Source organism: Rhodanobacter sp. KK11 (assembly GCF_033345435.1).
In the GTDB taxonomy this organism is placed as follows: Bacteria; Pseudomonadota; Gammaproteobacteria; order Xanthomonadales; family Rhodanobacteraceae; genus Rhodanobacter.
The window spans coordinates 1,040,765-1,062,136 of record NZ_JAWPMI010000001.1; the positions used below are offsets into that span (position 1 = coordinate 1,040,765).

General features: G+C 68.4%; 17 protein-coding genes. 8 read left to right on the forward strand and 9 right to left on the reverse strand.

All coding sequences use genetic code 11. From position 1 onward, the window contains the following. Positions 1 to 9: 9 nt before the first annotated feature. The 3 genes from R5H19_RS04600 to R5H19_RS04610 all read right to left on the reverse strand — a co-directional run bounded on the left by R5H19_RS04600 (position 10) and on the right by R5H19_RS04610 (position 1,488). Positions 10 to 549, reverse strand: coding sequence for a GNAT family N-acetyltransferase (locus R5H19_RS04600; RefSeq protein ID WP_318157774.1), 540 nt, complete (start codon positions 547 to 549; stop codon positions 10 to 12). 5 nt (positions 550 to 554) lie between these two features. Beyond that, a complete protein-coding gene (locus tag R5H19_RS04605) occupies positions 555 to 1,025 on the reverse strand; it encodes an SET domain-containing protein (RefSeq protein ID WP_318157775.1) in 471 nt (156 codons plus the stop codon). A 100-nt stretch (positions 1,026 to 1,125) separates the two neighbouring features. Beyond that, complete coding sequence (locus R5H19_RS04610) at positions 1,126 to 1,488, reverse strand: helix-hairpin-helix domain-containing protein (protein ID WP_318157776.1); 363 nt, start codon at positions 1,486 to 1,488, stop codon at positions 1,126 to 1,128. Between the two features lie 207 nt (positions 1,489 to 1,695). Here R5H19_RS04610 and R5H19_RS04615 point away from each other — a divergent pair, with 207 nt between their 5' ends. The 8 genes from R5H19_RS04615 to fghA all read left to right on the forward strand — a co-directional run bounded on the left by R5H19_RS04615 (position 1,696) and on the right by fghA (position 9,373). Beyond that, complete coding sequence (locus tag R5H19_RS04615; RefSeq protein ID WP_318157777.1) at positions 1,696 to 3,120, forward strand: M20 family metallopeptidase; 1,425 nt, start codon at positions 1,696 to 1,698, stop codon at positions 3,118 to 3,120. 16 nt (positions 3,121 to 3,136) lie between these two features. Beyond that, entirely contained in the window at positions 3,137 to 3,874 is a 738-nt protein-coding gene (locus tag R5H19_RS04620) for a YggS family pyridoxal phosphate-dependent enzyme (protein WP_318157778.1), read from the forward strand. 182 nt (positions 3,875 to 4,056) lie between these two features. Beyond that, complete coding sequence (locus tag R5H19_RS04625; RefSeq protein WP_318157779.1) at positions 4,057 to 4,767, forward strand: C40 family peptidase; 711 nt, start codon at positions 4,057 to 4,059, stop codon at positions 4,765 to 4,767. 138 nt (positions 4,768 to 4,905) lie between these two features. Continuing rightward, a complete protein-coding gene (locus R5H19_RS04630; RefSeq protein WP_318157780.1) occupies positions 4,906 to 5,523 on the forward strand; it encodes a rhomboid family intramembrane serine protease in 618 nt (205 codons plus the stop codon). Between the two features lie 26 nt (positions 5,524 to 5,549). Continuing rightward, positions 5,550 to 6,905: an amino acid permease gene (locus R5H19_RS04635; protein ID WP_318157781.1), complete on the forward strand. Its 1,356-nt coding sequence runs from the start codon at positions 5,550 to 5,552 to the stop codon at positions 6,903 to 6,905. A gap of 184 nt (positions 6,906 to 7,089) precedes the next feature. Then, positions 7,090 to 7,362 (forward strand): metal/formaldehyde-sensitive transcriptional repressor, encoded by a 273-nt coding sequence (locus R5H19_RS04640; protein WP_318157782.1) that lies wholly within the window; start codon positions 7,090 to 7,092, stop codon positions 7,360 to 7,362. Between the two features lie 62 nt (positions 7,363 to 7,424). Further along, entirely contained in the window at positions 7,425 to 8,534 is a 1,110-nt protein-coding gene (locus R5H19_RS04645; protein ID WP_318157783.1) for an S-(hydroxymethyl)glutathione dehydrogenase/class III alcohol dehydrogenase, read from the forward strand. 8 nt (positions 8,535 to 8,542) lie between these two features. Next, on the forward strand, positions 8,543 to 9,373 hold the full coding sequence (fghA, locus tag R5H19_RS04650; RefSeq protein ID WP_318157784.1) for an S-formylglutathione hydrolase: 831 nt from the start codon (positions 8,543 to 8,545) through the stop codon (positions 9,371 to 9,373). A gap of 45 nt (positions 9,374 to 9,418) precedes the next feature. Here the strand turns inward: fghA and rapA are convergent, their stop codons facing one another. The 6 genes from rapA to R5H19_RS04680 form a co-directional block, all read right to left on the reverse strand. Continuing rightward, entirely contained in the window at positions 9,419 to 12,259 is a 2,841-nt protein-coding gene (rapA, locus tag R5H19_RS04655) for an RNA polymerase-associated protein RapA (RefSeq protein ID WP_318157785.1), read from the reverse strand. Positions 12,260 to 12,338: 79 nt separating this feature from the next. Further along, complete coding sequence (locus R5H19_RS04660; protein WP_318157786.1) at positions 12,339 to 13,016, reverse strand: Fe2+-dependent dioxygenase; 678 nt, start codon at positions 13,014 to 13,016, stop codon at positions 12,339 to 12,341. Positions 13,017 to 13,069: 53 nt separating this feature from the next. Further along, entirely contained in the window at positions 13,070 to 15,409 is a 2,340-nt protein-coding gene (locus R5H19_RS04665; RefSeq protein ID WP_318157787.1) for a catecholate siderophore receptor Fiu, read from the reverse strand. 375 nt (positions 15,410 to 15,784) lie between these two features. Then, positions 15,785 to 17,905, reverse strand: a complete 2,121-nt coding sequence (locus R5H19_RS04670) for a M13 family metallopeptidase (protein WP_318157788.1) — start codon at positions 17,903 to 17,905, stop codon at positions 15,785 to 15,787. A gap of 118 nt (positions 17,906 to 18,023) precedes the next feature. Then, on the reverse strand, positions 18,024 to 19,835 hold the full coding sequence (locus R5H19_RS04675) for a M14 family metallopeptidase (RefSeq protein ID WP_318157789.1): 1,812 nt from the start codon (positions 19,833 to 19,835) through the stop codon (positions 18,024 to 18,026). A gap of 88 nt (positions 19,836 to 19,923) precedes the next feature. Next, positions 19,924 to 20,586 carry a DUF502 domain-containing protein gene (locus R5H19_RS04680; RefSeq protein WP_318157790.1) on the reverse strand — a complete coding sequence of 221 codons (663 nt, stop codon included), beginning with the start codon at positions 20,584 to 20,586 and terminating at the stop codon, positions 19,924 to 19,926. Positions 20,587 to 21,372 lie beyond the last annotated feature (786 nt).

Consider the following 21,372-nt stretch of genomic DNA (forward strand, 5'->3'; position numbering starts at 1 on the left):
GGCGGCCGCTCAGCCGTAGGCGCGGCGGTGCTCGCGGTGCGGCGGGTAGTAGGCGAACACGTGGCTGTGGCTGCCGTAGAAGTCCATGTCCTCGATGTGCTCGCCGCCGAGCCGCGCGGCGACCCGGTCGGAGGCCTCGTTGCCGACCCGCACCAGGCTGATCACGCGCGGGGCGTGCAACTGGTTCCAGGCGAAGTCGAGCACCGCTTCGCCCGCCTCGGTGGCATAGCCGTGGTGGCGGTGCTCGGGCTTGAGCATCCAGCCCATTTCCAGGTCCGGCCAGCCGTCGGGGTACATCAGGCCGGCGCGGCCGATGAATTCGCCGGTGGACTTCAGTTCCAGCGCCCACATGCCGAAGCCGCGCAGCTGCCAGTGGCCCAGCAGCATCGCCAGCGAACGCCAGGCGTTGGTGCGGTCCAGCGGTTCGCCGTCGCCGATCCAGCGCGTGCTGTCCGGGTCGGCCAGCATCGCGGCGTAGTCGTCGAAGTGCCGCTCGGTGAGCGCGGTGAGGCGCAGGCGCGCCGTTTCAATGGTGGGAATGTCGAACATCACGGTCAGCGGTGGGCGGCCAGCAGTTCAGCCAGGACACGGGTGCTGTCGGCAAGACTCTGCTGCCAGCTCAGCCCGACGATTGTCTCACCGGTGGCCGCATCGACAAAATCCTCGGCTTCGCCGGGCGGCAGCAGGTGCCGGTAATCCACGGTGATCTCGCTGCCGGCGGGCAGCTCGGCCAGGGCGAACACGAAGCCCAGGTGCCACAGCCCGTTCGGCGTGAAGCTGTGGTTGATGTAGCACTCGTCCGGCCAGTCCGGCGACAGCGTGTAGCGATCCTCGAACCAGCGTGCGCTGGCGTGGAACTGCGCGCGCAGCTGCGGCGAAGCCATGATGTCGGCGTAGCGGAAGGTCTGCTCGATGCGGTCCGGCGCGGTGATGATGCGCCCCGCCGCCACGGCTTCGTCGAGGAACAGGCCGTTGCCGGCGCCGTGGATGGCGGAAGCGGCGATGTGGTAGCGCGGCAGGATCATGGCGGCACGGCGGCGGAAGAGCGCGCGAGTGTAGCGCAAGCGGCGCGGCCTGCCGTGGCCGCGCCGCCCGGTTCCCGACCGGCGTGAAGCCCGCTGCTGGCTATTCTTCGGTCGCCGCGGCGACGGCGGCCTTCTTGCTGCGGCGTGCTTTCTTCGCCGGGGCGTCCGCTGCGGCGTCGGTGCTGGCGGAGCCATCGTCGGCGAGCAGGATGGCGGCCCGGTTGCGCTCGATGGTGGCCTTGCCGATGCCCTTGACGTGCCTGAGGTCGTCGGCCTTCTTGAACGGGCCGTGGGCCTCGCGCCAGGCCACGATGGCCTCGGCCTTGGCCTGGCCGACGCCATCCAGCGATTTGGCGATGACGGCGGCGTCGGCCTGGTTGATGTTGACCGGCGTGGCGGCGAGCAGCAGCCCCGGCACGGCGAGGGCGAGGGCAAGAGCGACAGCGACGAATTTGTTGAACATGGCCTTTCTCCTTGGGCGATGGTGGTGGCGGCTTCCCGGGGCCGCCGGCGCACTATGGCGCTGCGGCGCGGGGCCATGCAGTGGGAGGCGCCAAGGGGCTGGCGTACGCGCCGGGCGCTTTCTTCCGTGGGCAGCTTCCGGCCGTGTGTCGGTGTACCGGAAGCGCGCTGTTACAATGCCGCTCTTGTCCGCCTGATGGAGTGAGCCATGGATACCGCCCGCCTTTCCCGCTTCGTCAGCGGCCTGTGGGACGACGAGATCGTGCCGCAGCTGGTCGAGTACATCCGCATCCCGAACAAGTCGCCGATGTTCGACAAGGACTGGGCAGCGCACGGCTACATGGATGCCGCGGTGAAGCTGATGGAGACCTGGGCGCGCTCCAAACTCGCCCAGCTGCCCGGTGCCACGCTGGAAGTGGTGCGGCTGGAAGGGCGCACGCCGCTCATCTATATCGAGGTGCCGGGCCAGGGCGACGACACCGTGATGCTGTACGGCCATCTGGACAAGCAGCCGGAGATGACCGGCTGGGCCGACGGCCTCGGCCCGTGGACGCCGGTGCTCAAGGGCGACAAGCTGTACGGCCGCGGCGGCGCCGACGACGGCTACGCGATCTTCGGCTCGCTGGCGGCGCTGCTGGCGTTGCACGAGCAGGGCATCCCGCACGCGCGTTGCGTGGTGATGATCGAGGCTTGCGAGGAATCGGGCAGCTACGACCTGCCGTTCTACGTCGACCACCTGGCCGCGCGCATCGGCAGCCCGTCGCTGGTGGTGTGCCTGGATTCGGGCTGCGGCAACTACGACCAGCTGTGGCTGACCACCTCCCTGCGCGGCATGACCGGCGGCAACCTCAGCGTGCAGGTGCTGGAAGAGGGCGTGCACTCGGGCGACGCTTCCGGCGTGGTGCCGTCGAGCTTCCGCATCCTGCGCGAGCTGCTGTCGCGGCTGGAGGATCCGGAAACCGGCACGATCAAGCCGAAGGAGCTGTACGTCGACATCCCGCAGCAGCGCATCGATCAGGCCAGGATCTCGGCCGAGGTGCTGGGCGACGATATCTACAGCAAGTTCCCCTGGGTCGAGGGCATGCAGCCGGTCACCAGGGATCTGGCCGAACTGGTGCTCAACCGCACCTGGCGCCCGCAACTGGCGGTGACCGGCATCGGCGGCATCCCGCCACTGGAGAGCGCCGGCAACGTGCTGCGCCCGTTCACCGCGGTGAAGCTGAGCCTGCGCGTGCCGCCCACGCTGAACGGCGCCAGGGCCGGCGAGTTCGTCAAGCAGTTGCTGGAGCAAGACCCGCCGTACGGCGCCAAGGTTACTTTTACCCTGGAAAAGGACGGCTCGGGCTGGAACGCGCCGGCGCTGTCGCCGTGGCTGGAGCAGGCGGTGGCCGACGCCTCGCAGAACTATTTCGGTGCGCCGGCCGCCTACATGGGCGAGGGCGGCAGCATCCCGTTCATGGGCATGCTGGGCGAGAAATTCCCCAAGGCGCAGTTCCTGATCACCGGCGTGCTCGGCCCGCATTCCAACGCGCACGGCCCGAACGAATTCCTGCACATCCCCACCGGCAAGAAGGTCAGCATGGTGGTGGCCGAGGTGGTGGCGCGCCATCACCAGAACGGCGGCAAGGTCTGAGCGGCGGTATCGGCGCATGGCCGGGGACACCCACTGGCTGGCCGACAACTGGGCGCAGGTTCGTCGCCGTGTCGACGCCGCCTGCCGCGAGGCCGGTCGCGACCCGGCCGGGGTAGCCATCCTGCCGGTCAGCAAGACCTTCGGCCCGGAACTGATCCGGGCCGCGGTGACACTCGGCATGCGCCGTTTCGGCGAGAACAAGGCGCAGGAGATCCGCGACAAGGCGCCGCTGCTGGCGGACTGTGGCATCGACTGGGTGATGATCGGCCACCTGCAGACCAACAAGGCGAAGGAGGTGGCACGGCTGGCCAGCGAGGTGCAGTCGCTGGACCGGCTGGAACTGGCCCAGGCGCTGGATCGCCGCTTGCAGCACGAGGGCCGCGCGATCGACGTGCTGGTGCAGGTGAAGACCTCCACCGAACCGAGCAAATACGGTCTGCCGCCTGAACAACTGCCTGGTTTCCTGGACGCCCTGCGCAGTTACGACACCTTGCGCGTACGCGGCCTGATGACCCTGGCGATCCACTCCACCGACCCGGTGGAGGTGCGCGCTTGCTTCCGCCGGCTGCGCGAACTGCGCGACCAGGCCATCGCGCAAGGCCATGACATCCCACGGCTTTCCATGGGCATGAGCGGCGATTTCCCGCTCGCCGTGGCCGAGGGCGCCACCGAGCTGCGGATCGGTACGGCGATCTTCGGGCAGCGGCCGTATCCGGACTCGTATTACTGGCCGGAGCCATCAGCCAGGATATAAGTTCAACAATATCAATGTTTTGTATGAAGCGTGCGCGGCGTCGCCGTTTTTTGAAACGCCAGGGTTCAGTTAACCTCAATCCAACATCTGGGCACTTCCTTCTTGTTAAGTTCACTACTTCGTCACGTCGTCAGCTTCTGACGGGCGGCTAATCCTGTGAACAACAAGGGATTCTTCCCAGCATGCCGATCAAGCCACTGACCGCCGCCGCCATCGCGCTCGCCTCCGTACTGCTGGTGTCCGGTCCGCTGCAGGCCAGGGACGTCTCCGCTTCCTCCGTCGTCGACAGCACGCTGGTCGACCGCCTCGGCTCGCCGTTGCTGGGCCAGCTGCCGGCACTCAACCCGGCGTCGTCGCTGGCACAGTCCGTGGTTCCCGATGCCGCGTCGGTGCTCCCCGGCGCCGCAACCGAGACGCCTGCAGTGGCCGATGCGGCGACGACGGACGCACCGGACGCCGCCGCGGCGGCTGCCAGCGCGAGCATCACCGACCTGCGCAAGTCGCTGCTGGCGATGGCGATGAAGCTGCGCGACACGCGCTACGTACGCGGCGGCCGCGATCCCTCCACCGGCTTCGACTGCAGCGGCTTCGTCCGTTACGTGTTCGCCCATGCGATCGGCATGCAGCTGCCGCACAACTCCGCGTCGCAGTTCCTGGCCGGCCTGAAGGTCAAGCGGGCCGACATGCAGCCGGGCGACCTGGTGTTCTTCCGCACGCACGGCAAGCAGCGCATCTCGCACGTGGGCATCTACATCTCCAACGGTCGCTTCATCCACTCGCCGGCCAGCGGCAAGTCGGTGGAGATCTCCAGCCTCAACGAGGGCTACTGGGCCAAGCGCTTCGCCGGCGCCAAGCGTCCGGAAGCGATGGCGCAGGTGGCCGACAAGGGCTGACCTTAGCCGTTGCCGGTTTCTTCGCCAGGCCGCCGCAAGGCGGCTTTTTGCTGGCCGCAGCGGATGAACGATCGCTGCCGCGTGCGGTCAGCTGCGCGATGCGCCGTTATGCTGCCCTGACCCCACGGAAGCCGCCCGATGCCTTTTGATTTGCCGCCCGTCACCCGCAACCTGCTGATCGCCAACGTGGCGGTGTTCGTGCTGCAGCAGGTGGCGGGACAGATCCTGTTGGTGAACTTCGCGCTGTGGCCGCTCGGCTCGGGCCTGTTCGCGCCATGGCAGATCGTCACCAGCGCCTTCATGCACGGCGGACTCACCCACATCGCATTCAACATGCTCGCGCTGTACATGTTCGGCGGCACCATCGAGCGCACCTTCGGCGCGCGCGAGTTCATCGTCTACTACTTCGTCTGCGCGATCGTCGCCTCGCTGCTGCAGCTGGCGGTGCTGTGGTTTTTCCCGCCGGTGCAGTACGGGCCCACGCTGGGCGCGTCCGGCGCGATCTTCGGACTGCTGCTGGCCTTCGGCATGCTTTACCCGCACGAGAAGGTCATGCTGATCTTCCTGCCGATCCCGATGCCGGCGTGGCTGTTCGTGATCCTGTATGCGGCCGCCGAGCTGACCATGGGCGTGACCGGGATCGAGCCCGGCGTGGCCCACTTCGCCCATCTCGGCGGCATGCTGGGCGGGCTGGTGCTGATCCAGTACTGGCGTGGGCGGCTGCCATGGAAGCCGCGGCGGCGTCTGCTACGCTGAGCGCTTTTACGTCGCGAAACACCTCCATGAGCCCGTCCCTGCAGCGCCAGCTGACCCCGCGCCACATCACCTTCATGGCGCTGGGCATGTGCATCGGCGCCGGGCTGTTCCTCGGCTCGGCCAGCACGATCAAGCTGGCCGGTCCGTCGGTGCTGGTCGCCTACGTGTTCGGCGGCACGATGATCTTCATCATCATGCGCGCGCTGGGCGAAATGGCCGCGCACGAACCCGTCGCCGGCTCCTTCAGCGCCTATGCGCACAAATACGTGGGGCCGCTGGCCGGCTACCTCACCGGCTGGAACTACTGGATCCTGATGATGGGCGTGGGCATCGCCGAGAGCACGGCGGTGGGCATCTACATGAAGACCTGGTTCCCCGACTCGCCGCAGTGGATCTGGGCGTTCGCCAGCGTGGCGATGATCGGCGGGCTGAACCTGCTGGCGGTGAAGGTGTACGGCGAGCTGGAGTTCTGGTTCGCGCTGATCAAGGTGCTCACCGTAGTGCTGATGATCTTGGGCGGCTGCGCGATGATCTGGCTGGGCTGGGGCAACGGCGGTACACCGGTGGGACTGTCCAACCTGTGGTCGCACGGAGGTTGGTTCCCCAACGGCCTCACCGGCATGGTGCTGGCGTTGCCGGTGCTGGTGTTCTCCTTCGGCGGCATCGAGACCATCGGCATGGCGGCGGCGGAGGCCGCGCAACCCGAGCGCACCATCCCGCGCGCGGTGAACTCGGTGATCTGGCGCATCCTGATCTTCTACATCGGCTCGCTGTTCGTGATCATGGCGATCTATCCGTGGAACCAGCTGGATGCCGACAGCAGCCCGTTCGTCAGTACTTTCGCGCGACTGGGCATCCCGCAGGCGGCGGGGCTGATCAACTTCGTGGTGATCACCGCGGCGCTGTCCAGCTTCAACTCCACCACCTTCAGCGGCAGCCGCATGCTGCACAGCCTCGCCGACAAGGGGCAGGCGCCGGCGGCGATGGGCCGGCTGAGCGGGCACGGCGTACCGGTGCACGGCGTGCTGGTGACCATGGTGTGCCTGCTGTTCGGCGTGCTGATGAACTACCTGGTGCCGGGGCGCATCTTCGGCATGATGATGTCCATCCTCGCCTTCAACACGGTGTGGACCTGGGGCATGGTGCTGGTGGCGCACTGGCGCTTCCGCCGCCGGCAGGCGCAACCGCTCGGCTTCCGTCTGCGCGCGTGGCCGCTGTCCAGCGTGCTGTGCCTGGCCTTCCTCGCCTTCGTGTGGGTGATGCTGGGCTGGAGTCCCGACACCCGCGTGGCGATCTACGTGGGCGTGGCGTGGCTGGCGTTGCTCACCGTGGCCTACTACGGCTTCGGCATCGAGCGGCGCATGCGGCAGGCTGCCACCTGATCCGGGAGCAGCCCGGGCTCGGCGTTCATCTTGGAGCGCACGGCGGGGTCGTGCGCTTTTTCGTGGCGAACGTGCAAGGCGGCCGTCCTGCCGTTTGCCATCGCGTCGTTTGCGCGCCCGGCGGCGACATGACCCCGGCGACGGGTTGGCCTATACTCCCCGGGGGTATACAAGGCGAAGGCCCATGCCGTACTCGACGCAGGAAAAGAAGCAGGCACTGGTGCGCGTACGCCGCATCGGCGGCCAGTTGGACGCGCTGGCGCAGGCGCTGGAGCAGGAGGCCGACTGCGGCGCCGTACTGCAGCAGATCGCGGCGATCCGCGGTGCGTTGAACGGGCTGATGGCCGAAGTGCTGGAGAGCCATCTGCGCGCCAGCTTCGCGCCTCGCCGCATCGCGGCAGTGGAGGCGGCCGCGCTGGAACAGACTGTCGCCTTGCTGCGTACCTACCTCAAATAACCGGCTGCGCACCGGCCGAACCATCGATCCGCCACACCACGATTCACTGCAGGAGTACCGCCATGAAATCCCGTGCCGCCGTCGCCTTCGCCCCTGGCCAGCCGCTGGAGATCGTCGAGATCGACGTGGCCCCGCCGAAGCAGGGCGAGGTGCTGGTGAAGATCAGCCACACCGGCGTCTGTCACACCGATGCGTTCACGCTGTCCGGCGACGATCCGGAAGGCCTGTTCCCCTGCGTGCTCGGCCACGAGGGCGCGGGCGTGGTGGTGGAAGTGGGCGAGGGCGTGACCAGCGTGCAGCCGGGCGACCACGTGATCCCGCTGTACACCGCCGAGTGCGGCGAATGCCTGTTCTGCAAGAGCGGCAAGACCAACCTGTGCACGGCGGTGCGCGCCACCCAGGGCAAGGGCGTGATGCCGGACGGCACCACGCGCTTCTCCTACGACGGCCAGCCGATCTACCACTACATGGGCTGCAGTACCTTCAGCGAGTACACCGTGGTCGCGGAAGTGTCGCTGGCGAAGATCAACCCGCAGGCGGACCACGAGCAGGTCTGCCTGCTGGGCTGCGGCGTCACCACCGGCATCGGCGCGGTGCACAATACCGCCAGGGTGCAGCCGGGCGACAGCGTGGCGGTGTTCGGTCTCGGCGGCATCGGTCTGGCGGTGGTGCAGGGTGCGCGCCAAGCGAAGGCGGGGCGCATCATCGCGATCGACACCAACCCGGCCAAGTTCGAGCTGGCGCGCTCGATGGGCGCCACCGACTGCGTCAACCCGAAGGACTACGACAAGCCGATCCAGCAGGTGATCGTGGAGATGACCGGCTGGGGTGTGGACCACAGCTTCGAATGCATCGGCAACGTCAAGGTGATGCGTGCGGCGCTGGAATGCGCGCATCGCGGCTGGGGCCAGAGCGTGATCATCGGCGTGGCCGGCGCGGGCCAGGAAATCTCCACCCGGCCGTTCCAGCTGGTTACCGGCCGCAAGTGGATGGGCACCGCGTTCGGCGGCGTGAAGGGCCGCAGCCAGCTGCCCGGCATGGTCGAGCAGGCGATGCGCGGCGAGATCGCGCTGGCGCCGTTCGTCACCCACACCATGGGGCTGGACGGGATCAACCACGCTTTCGAGCTGATGCACGAAGGCAAGTCGATCCGTTCGGTCATCCACTACTGAGGCCCGTGATGGAACGCATCGAACACCGCACCTGCTTCGGCGGTTGGCAGGACGTGTACCGCCACGATTCGGCCGCGCTGGGCTGCGCGATGAACTTCGCCGTCTACCTGCCGCCGCAGGCACAGAAGAATCGGCTGCCGGTGCTGTACTGGCTGTCCGGCCTTACCTGCACCGAGCAAAACTTCATCACCAAGGCCGGCGCGCAGCGCTACGCGGCCGAACACGGCGTGATCCTGGTGGCGCCGGACACCAGTCCGCGCGGCGAAGGCGTGGCGGACGATCCGGCCTACGACCTGGGCCAGGGTGCGGGCTTCTACGTCAACGCGACGCAGCAGCCCTGGGCCGCGCATTACCGCATGCACGACTACGTGGCGGAGGAGTTGCCCGCGCTGGTCGAGGCGGCGTTCCCGGCCAACGGCGTGCGCGGCATCAGCGGGCATTCGATGGGCGGCCACGGCGCGCTGACGATCGCGCTGCGCCACCCCGGACGCTATCGCAGCGTGTCGGCGTTCGCGCCGATCGTGGCGCCGGCGCAGGTGCCGTGGGGCGAGAAGGCCTTCACCGCCTACCTCGGGCCGGATCGCGCGGACTGGGCGCGCCATGACGCTACCGAGTTGCTGAAGACGGCGACCGAGCGCCTGCCGCTGCTGGTGGACCAGGGCGAGGCCGACGAATTCCTCGCCGTGCAGCTCAAGCCGGAGCGGTTGCGCGAGGCCTGTGCCGCGGCGGACCATCCGCTGACCCTGCGCCTGCATCCGGGCTACGACCACAGCTACTACTTCGTGGCGAGCTTCATCGGCGAGCACGTCGCCTGGCATGCGAAAGCGATGAAGGGCTGAAGCACTCCGACCTCCCCTGCGGTCGCAGGGGAGGTCGGGAAGGGGTCAGCGCAACGCGAGGAAGTCGGCACTGGCCACGAAGCGCACCGCGTCCAGGCGCAGGCGCGACTGCGGCAGGGCGGCAAGCAGGGCGTTGCGTTCGGCCGCCACGGTGGCGATTTCCGCGGCACTGATCGAGGGGTTCACTGCGCGCAGCGCCTGCAGGCGCGACAGCTCGGTATCCAGCGCCGCCGTGGCCAGCCCGGTGGCTTCGTCGATGTGCGAGCGCGCGCGTGCGCCGGCCAGCTCCTCGGCGCGCTCCAGCATCGGCGGCACCAGCTTGGCCAGGAATTTGCGGTAGCGTGGCACTTCGATGTTGCGGTCGCCGGCCTTGCGCAACGCGATCCCGCTGGGCGCGAAGTCGGCGCGCTCGGCGAGTCGGGTGTCCACCGTGACCACGATCGGCAGCGGCGGCAGGAAGCGTTCGGCGTCGAGTTTTCGGTCGGCCACGCACTCCAGCAGGAACACCGCCTGCAGCAGCGCGGTGCGCGGCGGCAGCGCGTCGTCGACCATGAAGGCGGCGTTGCCCTGTTCGCCGGATAGCGCCAGGTCCAGCGCGCCGGCCACCAGTGGATGGTCGAGTCGCAACAGCGGCAATTCTTCGCGTGCCAGCGCCACGTCGCGCGCGAAGGTCACCGACTGCGGGCCTTCGGCGAAGCCGGGCAGGGCGTCGGTGGAGAGGTATTGCGGATCGAGCAGCAGCACTTGGCCGCCGAGTTCCTCGGCGTGGATGCCGAAGGCTTCCAGCAGTCGCTGCACGAACGCGTCGCGAGCCGGGTCGTGGTCCTCGCGGGCGAACGCCTGCTGCAGTTCGTCTGCATGCAGGTCGCGGCTGGCGGCCAGCTCCAGCAGGTGGTCGCGACCGCCGCGGATCAGCTCGGCCATCTGCTCGTGGCTGGCGCGGGTTTCGGCCAGCAAGGCGTCCAGTTCCTGGTCGCGGTTGTCGTCGCCGCGGGCGTGTTCGTCGGCCAGCCGGGTCAGCGGCTCGCCGTAGCGGCGCAGCAGTTCGCGGCCATCGGCCGGGCTCAGGCGGAACGCGTCGACGCCCTCGTCGTACCAGCGTGCCAGCACGTGCTGGGCACTGTCGGCCACGGCCAGCAGGTGAATGACGATGTCGTGCTTCTGGCCGATGCGGTCGAGCCGGCCGATGCGCTGTTCCAGCAGGTCCGGATCCAGCGGCAGGTCCCACAGGATCAGCCGGTGCGCGAACTGGAAGTTGCGCCCCTCCGAGCCGATCTCCGAACACAGCAGCAATCGCGCGCCGTCGGGCTGCGCGAAATACGCGGCGTTGCGGTCGCGCTGCACGATGCTGAGGCCCTCGTGGAAACGCGCCACGCCGATGCCGCTCTTCGTGCGCAGTGCTTCCTCCAGCGCCAGCACCTTGGCCTGGCTGCGGCAGATCAGCAGGAACTTGTCCTGCGGGTGCTGCTCCAGCAGGGCGATCAGGGCGTCGATGCGCGGGTCGGCGGCGTAGTCCACCTCGATCAGCGCCGGCGGCTGCTGGATGTCGGCGTGGAACTCGGCCAGCAGCGCCTGGCGCGTGCTGTCGTCGACCGCGGCCATCGGCAGCAGGTGCCATTCGGGCCGGCGCTGCGGAAAGCCGCCGACGCCGGCGCGGTTGTTGCGGAACATCACGCGGCCGGTGCCGTGGCGGTCGATCAGCGCGGCCAGCAGCTCGCGCGCGTTGTCCGCTTTGGCGGGATCGGCCAGCCGGGCGGTGAGTACCTGGTCGCCGTGGAAGGCCGTCGCCAGGGCGGCGCGTTGTGCCTCGTCGAGCGGCTGGCCATCGAGCAGGCGGTCGGCGATCTTCGACAGTGCGAGATAGCTGTCGGCCTCGGCCAGGTAGCTTTCCAGGTCGCGGTAGCGCTGCGGGTCGAGCAGGCGCAGGCGGGCGAAGTGGCCGCTGCGGCCGAGCTGCTCCGGAGTGGCGGTGAGCAGGATCACGCCGGGGATCGCCGCAGCCAGCTGTTCCACCATCGCGTAGCGCGGGCTGACGACCCCCGGCGACCACGCCAGGTGGTGCGCCTCGTCCACCACCAGCAGGTCCCACGGCGCGTCCAGCAGCTGCTTCGCATACTTCGGCGAGCTTTCCAGGAAGCCGAAGTCGGCGATCACCAGCTGCTCGTCCTCGAACGGGTTGCCGGCATCGCCGGACTGTTCCAGCGCCTCGCAGCGCTCCTCGTCGTAGATCGCGAAGCTGAGGTTGAAGCGGCGCAGCATCTCCACGAACCACTGGTACACCAGCGTGTCGGGCAACAGCAGCAGCACGCGCGAGGCGCGCCCGGCGGCGAGCTGGCGCGCGATGATCATGCCCGCCTCGATGGTCTTGCCCAGGCCCACTTCGTCGGCCAGCAGCACGCGTGGCGGGCGGCGCGCGGCGGCGATGCCGGCCACGCGCAGCTGGTGCGGCACCAGCCCGATGCGCGCCGCGCCCAGGCCCCACATCGGCGAACGGCGCGCCTCGGCGCGCCGCTTGAGGCCTTCCAGGCGCAGCTCGAACTGCGCCACGGTGTCGGTGCGCCCGCCGATCAGGCGGTCGTCGGCCTGGCTCACGCTCTGCTCGTCGTCGAGCTGGCCCTCGTGCAGTTCGCGGCCTTCGCCGCGGTAGACCAGCAGTTCGTCCCTGATTTCGACGCGCTCGACCAGGAATGCCACGCCCTTGCCGGCCACGCGTTGGCCGGCGCGGAACTCGGCGCGGATCAGCGGCGCCGAGTCGATCGCGTACGGGCGCAGCACGCCGGCCTTGGCGAACAGCACCTGCACACCGCGTCCTTCGACGCGCAGCACGGTGCCGAGACCCAGCTCGGGTTCGGCGGAGGAAATCCAGCGTTGACCAGGGACAAACATGCGGCGACCGTCTTGCTTCAAGGGCCGACGATTATCCGCTTCGCGGCGCGTGCTGGGAACCGTCGCGGGCCGGCCGCGCTCAGGTCTCGGCCCACTGGCGCAGCAGGTTGTGATAGACGCCGGTCAGCTGCAGCACGGCGGCGGCATCGGCGCCGGACCGGACCAGGCGCTGGATCGAGGCGTCCAGCTCGAACAGCAGGCGCCGCCGTCCGTCGTCGCGGATCAGGCTCTGCGCCCAGAAGAACGAGGCCACGCGTGCGCCGCGGGTCACCGGCGCGACGCGGTGCAGGCTGCTGGACGGGTAGACGATCAGGTCGCCGGCCGGCAGTTTCACCTCATGCTCGCCGTAGGTGTCGCTGACGATCAGCTCGCCGCCGTCGTATTCGTCCGGCGCGCTGAGGAACAGCGTGCAGGAGACGTCGCTGCGCAACTGCGCATCGTCCGACAGCGCCATCACGGCGCCGTCGACGTGGAAGCCGTACTGGCCGCCGTCCCGGTAGCGGTTGAAGCGCGGCGCCAGGGTGCGCATGGGCAACACCGCCGCGTGGTAGAGCGGGTTCTTCGCCAGCGCCGCCAGCACCACCGCACCGAGTTGCCGGCGCAGTGGCGAGGCGTCCGGCAGTTGTTCGTTGCGCTTCACCTGCGCGCCCTGGGCACCGACGGTCTCGCGGCCGTCGGTCCAGTCGGCCGCGTCGAGCGCGCCACGCAGCTGGGCGACCTGTTCGCGGTCGAGAACGTCGGGGATGTGCAGCAGCATGGCAGAGTCCTGGTCAATCCCGCCCGGCGGCGGGCAGGGTCGCGGGGCAGGGGTCAGAAACGGATGTTGGCGCTGAGCAGCGCCGAACGCGGCGTGCCGGGGGTGTAACGGTAGCCGCTCTTGTTGATCGCCGCGACGTAGTCGTGGTCGAACAGGTTGTACAGATTCAACTGCAGGTCGACGTGCCGGTTGAGCGGGTAGCTGGCCATTGCGTCGAACACCCAGTACGCCTCGGTATACGCCGGCGTGCCGATCGCGCCGTCGATGCCGCGCTTCATCTGGCCGGCGTAGCGGGCGCCGCCGCCGAGGGTGAGGTCGAACGGCAGGTGCCAGGTGGTCCACGCGGTGAACGCGCTCTTCGGCGTGTAGGCCAGGTCGGCGGAACCGTCGCTGGCCACCGCGCTGCCGTGGATCACCTTGGCGTCCATGACGGTGTAGCCGGCGCTGACCGCCCAGTGGTCGGTCAGCTTGCCGACCGCGCTCAGCTCGATGCCCTGCACGCGCTTGCGGCCGACCTGGTAGTACTGCTGGTCGACCGGATCCTGCACCAGGTCGTTGCTGACGGTGGTGCGGTACAGCGCGCCGGTCAGCAGCAGTTTTTCGTCGAGCAGGTCCCACTTGGTGCCCAGTTCGATCGTGTGCGCCTTCTGCGGATCGAGGTTCGGGTTGTCGGCGCTGTTGGCGGCGCTGCTGAGAGTGAGCGTGTTGCCGCCCGGCGGCTCCTGCGACACGGCGAAGTTCGCATAGACGCTGCCGTTGGCGGCCGGCTTGTACAGCACGCCGAGCTTGTAGTTGGGCAGGTTGCCGGAGGTGCTGGCGTTGACGCCGGGCAGCACGCTGCCGGCGGGCAGGCTGCCGCAGGCCGGACCGTTGCGGGCGCCGCAGACCACCATGCTGTCGAAGTCGGTGCTGTAGTGGTCCAGCCGCACGCCGGCGTTGAGCTGCCACTGCTCGTTGAACTTCAGCGTATCGAACAGGTAGGCGGCCGCGGTATCGGTGCGGCCCGCGCTGTGCGCCCCGGTGCGGCCGTAGACCAGGCCGCTGACGTCGGCGTCCGGGCGGTACAGGTTCGCCGCCGGCCACGCGCTGCCGTTGAGCGCACCCAGACCGATCGTGCCGGCCTTTTCGCGGCTCAGCTCGATGCCGGCGCTGAGATTGTGCGTGATGCCGCCGGTGTCGAAATTCGCGGTGAGGTTGGTCTGGTTGGTGAGGATGCGGTTGGTCTGCTTCTTGAACGTCGGCAGGCTGCGCGCGATGGTCCAGCTCGAGGGATCGGTGGCGTCCGGGGTGAGCAGGTAGGCGCTGTCGCCACGGAACGAGGTCAGCAGGTAGTCCTGCTGCGTGCGGTCCCAGCGCGTGGTGTTGTGCAGGGTCGCGTCGGGCGAGAAGTCGTGTTCGACGATGACCGTGAACAGGTCTCCCTGCACGTCGTCGTGGTCGGCACGGGTGCCGTAGAAGTTGTGCGGATCGACCATGGCGGCATGGCCGAGGAACGGCCGGGCCGGGTCCGGGCTGGCGTAGCCGGGCAGGCCGATGGTGGGCACGCCGCCGTCGGGCAGGTTGTCCTGCCGCACGTGCAGGAAATCGAGGTAGACGCGGGTCGGCGTCTTCAGCCCGAAGGCCAGCGACGGGGCAATGCCCCAGCGGTTGTTCTCGACTTTGTCGCGCCCCGGTACGCCGCTGTCCTGGCCCATCACGTTGAGGCGGAAGGCGGCGTGTTCGCCCAGCGTCCGGTTCCAGTCGGCGGTGGCGCGCCGGTGCCGGCCGCTGCCGTAGCCGAGCGAGCCGGAGAGGCCGTCGCCCAGTTGCGGCTGCTTGCTGACCAGGTTCACCGCGCCGGTGGGCGCGGTGCGGCCGTAGTCGGTGCCGGCCGGGCCCTTGGTGACTTCGACCTGTTCGACGTTGAATACGTCGCGCGAGATCGTGCCGAGATCGCGCACGCCGTCGACGAAGATGCTGCCGGAGGTGTCGAAGCCGCGCATGTAGATGCTGTCGCCGGTGCTGGTGTTGCCGTTCTCGCCGACGTAGAAGGTGCCCACGCCCGGGCTGTTGCGCAGCGCCTCGGTCAGCGTGGTGGCGCCCTGCTGCTGGATCAGCTCCTTGGTGATCACGCTGATGGTCTGCGTGGTGTCCAGCAGCGGCTGGGTGAATTTCGGCGAGGACAGCTTGTCGACGCGGTAGTCGTCGCCGGTGACGGCTTCCACCTTCACGCCGGGCAGGTTCTTGGCCTGCGCCACTTGTGCGCCGGAGAAATCGGCAGGCGGGGTATCCGTGGCTGCCGCAGGGAAAGCCAATGCCAGGCCGGTGAACAGGGTTGCCGCCGTCAATGCGCTTGTCGTCGATGCCTGCTTGCAAGAGGCGACGGGATGCTTGCGCGATCGGATGGCTGTCATGGTGACTCCGTGAGTGGGCGGGCTTTGTCCGCGGACAGGGCCTGGCGGGTCTGGCGCATGCCATGTCTTGCGGCGGCTGGATGCAGGTTTTCGGGCCGGCCGCAAGCGCACCGATGAAAATCAGCGTGCGTCGTGTCGTCCGACGGTCAGCATGTGGAAGCGGCAGAGCATTCCGGCCAGTCACGTTGTGCGATGGCGGCCGGAGAAGTGGCATACGATATTTTTAATGAGAATGATTTGCAATACTTTGTTTCCGGGCTCGCGCTGCCGTGACGACGGGAGTGCCGGTTATCGCTCCACGAAAAAGGCCCCGCATTCGCATGCGGGGCCTTCGGGTTCACGCCGCGTCGAGCTGCGGCGTGCGCTGTCGCGGGCTTACCAGATCTTCACCTGCTTGTCGTCCGCGCGCACCATCGCGTCGCCGCTCTTGCACTGGAACGCATTGGCGAAGGCCGGCATGTTCGACGGCGCGCCGATCGCGCGCAGCGAAGCCGGAGCGTGCGGGTCAATGTTGAGGTACAGCAACGCCTGCTGTTCGCGCACGCTGCCACGCCATACGCGGGCCCAGTTCAGGAAGAAGCGCTGGTCCTGGGTATAGCCGTCGATCTGCTTGCCGGCTTCCTCCGGGTTCTTCTTCAGTGCAGCCTGCAGCGCGTCGTAGGCCACGTTGAGGCCGCCCAGGTCGGCGATGTTCTCGCCCAGGGTCAGCTTGCCGTTGACGTGCGCATCGGGCTTGTCCTTGATCGGCGCGTACTCGTTGAACTGCGCGACCAGCTTGTCGGTGCGTGCGTCGAACTTGTCGCGATCGGCCTTGGTCCACCAGTTCTTGTTGTTGCCGTCACCGTCGAACTGGCTGCCTTCGTCGTCGAAGCCGTGGCTGGCCTCGTGGCCGATCACCGCGCCGATGCCGCCGTAGTTGATCCCGTCATCGGCGTTGGCGTCGAAGAACGGCGGCTGCAGGATCGCGGCCGGGAAGTTGATCGTGTTGTCGGTCGGGTTGTAGTAGGCGTTGACCGTCTGCGGGGTCATGCCCCATTCCTTGCGGTCGGTCGGCTTGCCGATCTTGGCGATGTCGTAGTCGTAGTTGAACTTCGCCGCGGCCATCACGTTGCCGTAGTAGTTGTCGCCGCTGATGCTCAGGCCCGACCAGTCGCGCCACTTGTCCGGGTAGCCGATCTTGGGCAGGAAGGTATTCCACTTGGCGATCGCCTTGGCCTTGGTCTCGTCGCTCATCCAGTCGAGGTTCTCGATGCGCGCCTTCAGCGCATTGCGCACGTTGTCGACCAGTTCCTGCGCGCGGGCCTTGGCTTCGGGCTTGAACACCTCGGCCACGTACAGCTGGCCGAGCGCCTGGCCCATCGAGCTGTTGACGGTGCCGAGCACGCGCTTCCAGCGGGCCTTCTGCTCGGGCTGGCCGGACAGGGTCTTGCCGTAGAAGGCGAACTTGTTGTCCTGGAAGTTCTTGCTCAGGTACGGCGAGGCATCGTCGATGGTGTGGAAGCGCAGGTAGGCCTGCCACTGGGCGATCGGCGCGCTGGCCAGCAGCTTGTCGAACTCGGCGAAGAACTTCGGCTGCGACAGCGAGAAGCCCTTGTCGACAGTCACGCCCTGGGCGGCGAAGAACTTGTCCCAGCTGAAGTGCGGGGTGGTCTTGTCGGCGTCCTGGACGCTGACGAAGTGGTACTGGTTCTCCGGCTTGCGTGCCTCGACCGGCGACAGCGAGGCGGCGGCCAGCCGGGTCTCGAACGCCAGCACGTCGGCGGCCTGCTTCTTTGCGTCGGCCTCGGCCACGCCGGTCAACTCCAGCGCCTTGGCGATGTAGGCGACGTAGGCGTCGCGGATGTCCTTGTGCTTGGCCTCGCTGTAATAGTCCTTGGTCGGCAGGCCCAGGCCGGCTTCGTTGGCATACGCGATCTGCATGTCGGCGTGCTGGTAGTCGGCGCTGGAACCAAACGCGAACACTTGGCCGTCACCCCCGACGTAGGCCTTGGTGATGTAGTCGGCCACGTCGGCGCCGTTCTTCAGACCGGCGATGGCGTCGAGCTTCGGCTTGATCGGGTCGAAGCCGGCCTTCTCGATGGCGTCCTCGTTCATGCCCGACTGGAACAACAGGCCGATCTTCTGTTCGATCGAGCCGGCCTGCGCCGTGGCGGCGCCCTTGGCGGCCTTCTCGACGATCTCGTGCTGGGTGTTCAGGCTGGCCTCGGCCAGCGCATCGAACGCGCCCCAGCGGGTGCGGTCGGCCGGGATCGGATTGGCGGCGACCCACTTGGCGTTGACGAAGCTGTTGAAGTCCTGGCAGGCCAGCGCGCTGTCGCCCAGCTCGCTGACGTCGAAGATGCTCTTGCCGAGGTCGGCGGCGGCGGTGCTGCTGGCGGCTGCGGCGGTGCTGGTCGGCGCCGGCGCGTTGTTGGCCGGCTCGTGCTTGCCGCAGGCGGTCAGCGCCAGGCTGACGGCCAGCGCCAGCGCCAGGGGCTTCAGATACTGCTTGGTCATGGGTGTCCCTCTGTAGGTGATGAGTGGTGTCGCCTGGCCGCGCCGTCGGGTCCCCCCCGGAACGCGGGCATGGCCGCTCACGCTAGGTCAAACGTCATGGGTGACACAGTGTCAAAGGTCAGGGTTGCGGCGCCTGTCGGGCGGGTGCTTGGGGCGGCAGCTGCTGCAGCTGCGCGGCGCCCAGGCGCAGCACGGGGTAGGCGCCCACGGCTTGCGCCGCGTACCACGGCGAGCGCTCGAAGAAGAACATCAGCCGGGCGCGGCTGTCGGCGGCGAAGGCGGGCTCGTCGTGCAGCTTGCGATCGAATGCGGCCTTCAGCGCCGGGTCCTTCGCCAGCATGTCGCGCGCCAGCTGCTCGACCACGCGCGGCTCGCCGTACTCCTTGGCCTCGAACACCGCGTCGAGATAGCCCCAGCGCAGCAGCGAGTCCGGCGCCTGCGGTTCGAGCAGCTCGATCGCCACGTTCGCCGCGCGCTGGTCCAGCGGCACGACCACCGAACCGGCCGGCAGGGTCACCTCGCGCGGCACGGCGTGCAGGCGGAAGTCGCGCAGCATCAGGTGCCCTTCGAACGGCCGCTCGGCCCACTTCGGGTCGTCGAGCTGGTAGCCCTCGGCGCGGATCGCCAGCGGCCGGTCGGTACGCCGGTAGCGGATGCCGTGCGCGTCGAGCCGGTCGATGACCGCGGTCCACGGCGCCGGCACCACGTAGGCGGCCGGCGGCGCGATCGAGACGTCCGGCAGCAGGCCGTTCCAGTTGTCGATCGTGTAGTTCTTCGGCTGGCCGGGGTCGTAGCGGATCCACGTGCTGTTGGAAATGTCGCTGTGGCTCAGCGTGAACGCGTAGCCCTTGAACTCGAACTTCGTCGGCTGCGGGTCGGGCTTGAAGGTCAGCGCCACGCGCGCGTTCGCATCGAGGGCGCGGGCGATGGTGTCGGCATCCGCCTTCGCGGTGGCGGCGAGCAGGGCGGCGGGCTGCGCGCCGACCTGCTGCAGCAGCAGCTCGACCAGGTCGTACACGGCGCGCACGCGGTTCGCGTACGGCTTCAGCATGTGCGTCTCGATCAGCAGCGCGGGGCGGTTCTGCAGCGCCGCGTAGCCGGTGGAGAAGCGCGGGCCGGAGCCGAAATTCACGATCCCCTTGCGCGGGTCGCGGCCGTCCTTGAACTCCAGGTAGATCGAGGCGAGGTGGCCGCGCCGCTCGTACGCCGGCATCACATGCTTGACGATCGCATCGTGTTGCCAGGCGCTCACCGCGGGGTCGAGCTTGTGCGGGTCCTCGGTGTACCAGGTGAGGTCGTAGCGGTAGTCGGCGCCGTTGGTGGTGTGCACGTCGATCAGCAGATCCGGCAGCCAGCGCTGCCACAGCCGCAGCCACGCGCGCATCTCCGGCGCGTCGGCCTTCACGTAGTCGCGGTTGAGGTTGAGGTACTGCGACTGGCCGCGGAAGCCCATGCGCTCCGGGCCGTTCTGGTTGATGCGGTGGTACGGGCTGGAATTCTCGTGGCCGTCCACGCTGAACACCGGGATGTACACCAGCACCACCTGGTCGAGCAGGTGCGGGTGCTTGCCGCCGACGGCCACGTCGCGCAGCAGCATCAGCCCGGCGTCCTTGCCCTCGATTTCGCCGGGATGGATGCCGGCCTGCAGCAGCACCACGGGTTTGTGCGCGGCGCGCGCGGCGGCCGGATCGAACGTGCCGTCGCCACTGGCGATCACCACCGTCATCGGTCGCCCCTCCGGCGTGGTGCCGAAGGTTTCCAGGCGGATCACCCCCGGCGCCGCCCGCTGCAGCCGCTGCAGATAATCGAGCGTGTCGGCGTAGCTCGGCGTGGTGCGGAACTGCACGGCCTCGGCCGGCGTGGTCCAGTCGGTGGCGTTTGCCGCCAGGGCGGCGAGCCCGAGCAGGGCGGACAACAGCAATCGGTACATGGGCAGGTCTCAGCGCTGTTGCAGGAGCGCGCTGGCGCGCGATGCTCTTCGTCGAGGCTTCCGAAAAGCATCGCGCGCCAGCGCGCTCCTACGGGTTTTCGGCAGGCAAACGGGGCGAGGCAGGCAGCGTGTCCGGCGCCACCGCGCCGCCGGAAATGATGAAGGCCATCGCCTGGTCCATGGTCCAGTCGGTGGGGGTCAGTTCCTCCACCGGCACCACTTCCAGGTAGCCGCCGGTGGGGTTCGGCGTGGTGGGGATGTACACCGCCGCCATCTCGCGGCCGCTGCCTTCCTCCACCATCACCCGGGTGACGAAGCCCACCACCTTCATGCCCTTGCGCGGGAAATCCACCAGCACCACGCGCTGCAGGCCGGACGGCTTCTGCTGCAGCACCGACATCAGCTTCTTGGTGCCGCCGTAGATGGTCTGCACCAGCGGGATGCGCGCCAGCAGCGCGTCGAACGCGTCGAGGAAGCGCTGGCCGATCACCCGGTTGGCGATGAAGCCGAGCAGGTACAGCGCCGCCAGCGTCACCAGCAACGCCACGATGAAGGTCAGCCACTCCATCTTCAGCGACTCGGCCGTATGCGGCGCCACCAGCGCCAGCCCCTGCAGCAGCCCCGCCACCAGCGGCTCGCCGATCCCGGCCAGCAGCCCCAGCACGAACTTGAACACCAGCCAGGTCACCCACAGCGGCAGGAAGGTGAGCAGGCCGGTGAGCAGGTAGCGTTTGACGCGCAGGCGGGGCATGGGGTGGTCCTGGTGCGAGGGGATTCCGCATTGTAGGCGAGGGCGGTTGTGCTGCGCCCGGGCACGAGGTTCCAGCGCAACGTTGTCCTCCCACAGCCGTCATTCTGGCCGAAGGCCCGCCCGCCGCAGCACCCTTCCACATCCGTCATGCCCGCGAAGGCAGGCATCGCACTCCCACACCCGTCATGCCAGCGAAGGCAGGCATCGCACTCCCACCCCCGTCATGCCTGCGAAGGCAGGCATCGCACTCCCACCCCCGTCATGCCTGCGAAGGCAGGCATCGCACTCCCACACCCGTCATGCCCGCGAAGGCAGGCATCGCACTCCCACACCCGTCATGCCAGCGAAGGCAGGCATCGCACTCCACACCCGTCATGCCAGCGAAGGCAGGCATCGCACTCCCACACCCGTCATGCCTGCGAAGGCAGGCACCGCACCTCCACGCCCGTCATGCCTGCGAAGGCAGGCATCGCACTTCATCCGTCATGTCTGCGGCGGAGCCTTCAGGCAGAGCAAGAGCTTTCGTCTGCCTGCGGCAGCCGAGTTACTGTTCTCTTGCGTGGCCAAGAGAGAAGTAACCAAAAGAGAAGGCCACCCCGCTTGGCGCTTGCCGCCCATCCATGGGCGGCAAGTCCGTGAGCCGGGGTCGGGCTTTTCGAGCGGGCTCCTGCCCGCGCGAAAAGGCGAGTCCATCCATGGACTCGCCCGCTGCGCGGCCTGTCGACCCCGACTCACCGCCGCACAGGGGCCCCGGGTAGAGCAGCGGGCCATCGGGCAACTGCTCCT

Bases quoted from the DNA above. Each gene is read 5' to 3' on its own strand.
- R5H19_RS04640 (WP_318157782.1), top strand. From the start codon at position 7,090: ATGCCGTACTCGACGCAGGAAAAGAAGCAGGCACTGGTGCGCGTACGC.
- R5H19_RS04670 (WP_318157788.1), bottom strand. From the start codon at position 17,905: ATGACCAAGCAGTATCTGAAGCCCCTGGCGCTGGCGCTGGCCGTCAGC.
- R5H19_RS04605 (WP_318157775.1), bottom strand. From the start codon at position 1,025: ATGATCCTGCCGCGCTACCACATCGCCGCTTCCGCCATCCACGGCGCC.
- R5H19_RS04630 (WP_318157780.1), top strand. From the start codon at position 4,906: ATGCCTTTTGATTTGCCGCCCGTCACCCGCAACCTGCTGATCGCCAAC.
- R5H19_RS04635 (WP_318157781.1), top strand. From the start codon at position 5,550: ATGAGCCCGTCCCTGCAGCGCCAGCTGACCCCGCGCCACATCACCTTC.
- R5H19_RS04610 (WP_318157776.1), bottom strand. From the start codon at position 1,488: ATGTTCAACAAATTCGTCGCTGTCGCTCTTGCCCTCGCCCTCGCCGTG.
- R5H19_RS04600 (WP_318157774.1), bottom strand. From the start codon at position 549: ATGTTCGACATTCCCACCATTGAAACGGCGCGCCTGCGCCTCACCGCG.
- fghA (WP_318157784.1), top strand. From the start codon at position 8,543: ATGGAACGCATCGAACACCGCACCTGCTTCGGCGGTTGGCAGGACGTG.
- R5H19_RS04625 (WP_318157779.1), top strand. From the start codon at position 4,057: ATGCCGATCAAGCCACTGACCGCCGCCGCCATCGCGCTCGCCTCCGTA.
- R5H19_RS04680 (WP_318157790.1), bottom strand. From the start codon at position 20,586: ATGCCCCGCCTGCGCGTCAAACGCTACCTGCTCACCGGCCTGCTCACC.
- R5H19_RS04675 (WP_318157789.1), bottom strand. From the start codon at position 19,835: ATGTACCGATTGCTGTTGTCCGCCCTGCTCGGGCTCGCCGCCCTGGCG.
- rapA (WP_318157785.1), bottom strand. From the start codon at position 12,259: ATGTTTGTCCCTGGTCAACGCTGGATTTCCTCCGCCGAACCCGAGCTG.
- R5H19_RS04665 (WP_318157787.1), bottom strand. From the start codon at position 15,409: ATGACAGCCATCCGATCGCGCAAGCATCCCGTCGCCTCTTGCAAGCAG.
- R5H19_RS04660 (WP_318157786.1), bottom strand. From the start codon at position 13,016: ATGCTGCTGCACATCCCCGACGTTCTCGACCGCGAACAGGTCGCCCAG.
- R5H19_RS04615 (WP_318157777.1), top strand. From the start codon at position 1,696: ATGGATACCGCCCGCCTTTCCCGCTTCGTCAGCGGCCTGTGGGACGAC.
- R5H19_RS04645 (WP_318157783.1), top strand. From the start codon at position 7,425: ATGAAATCCCGTGCCGCCGTCGCCTTCGCCCCTGGCCAGCCGCTGGAG.
- R5H19_RS04620 (WP_318157778.1), top strand. From the start codon at position 3,137: ATGGCCGGGGACACCCACTGGCTGGCCGACAACTGGGCGCAGGTTCGT.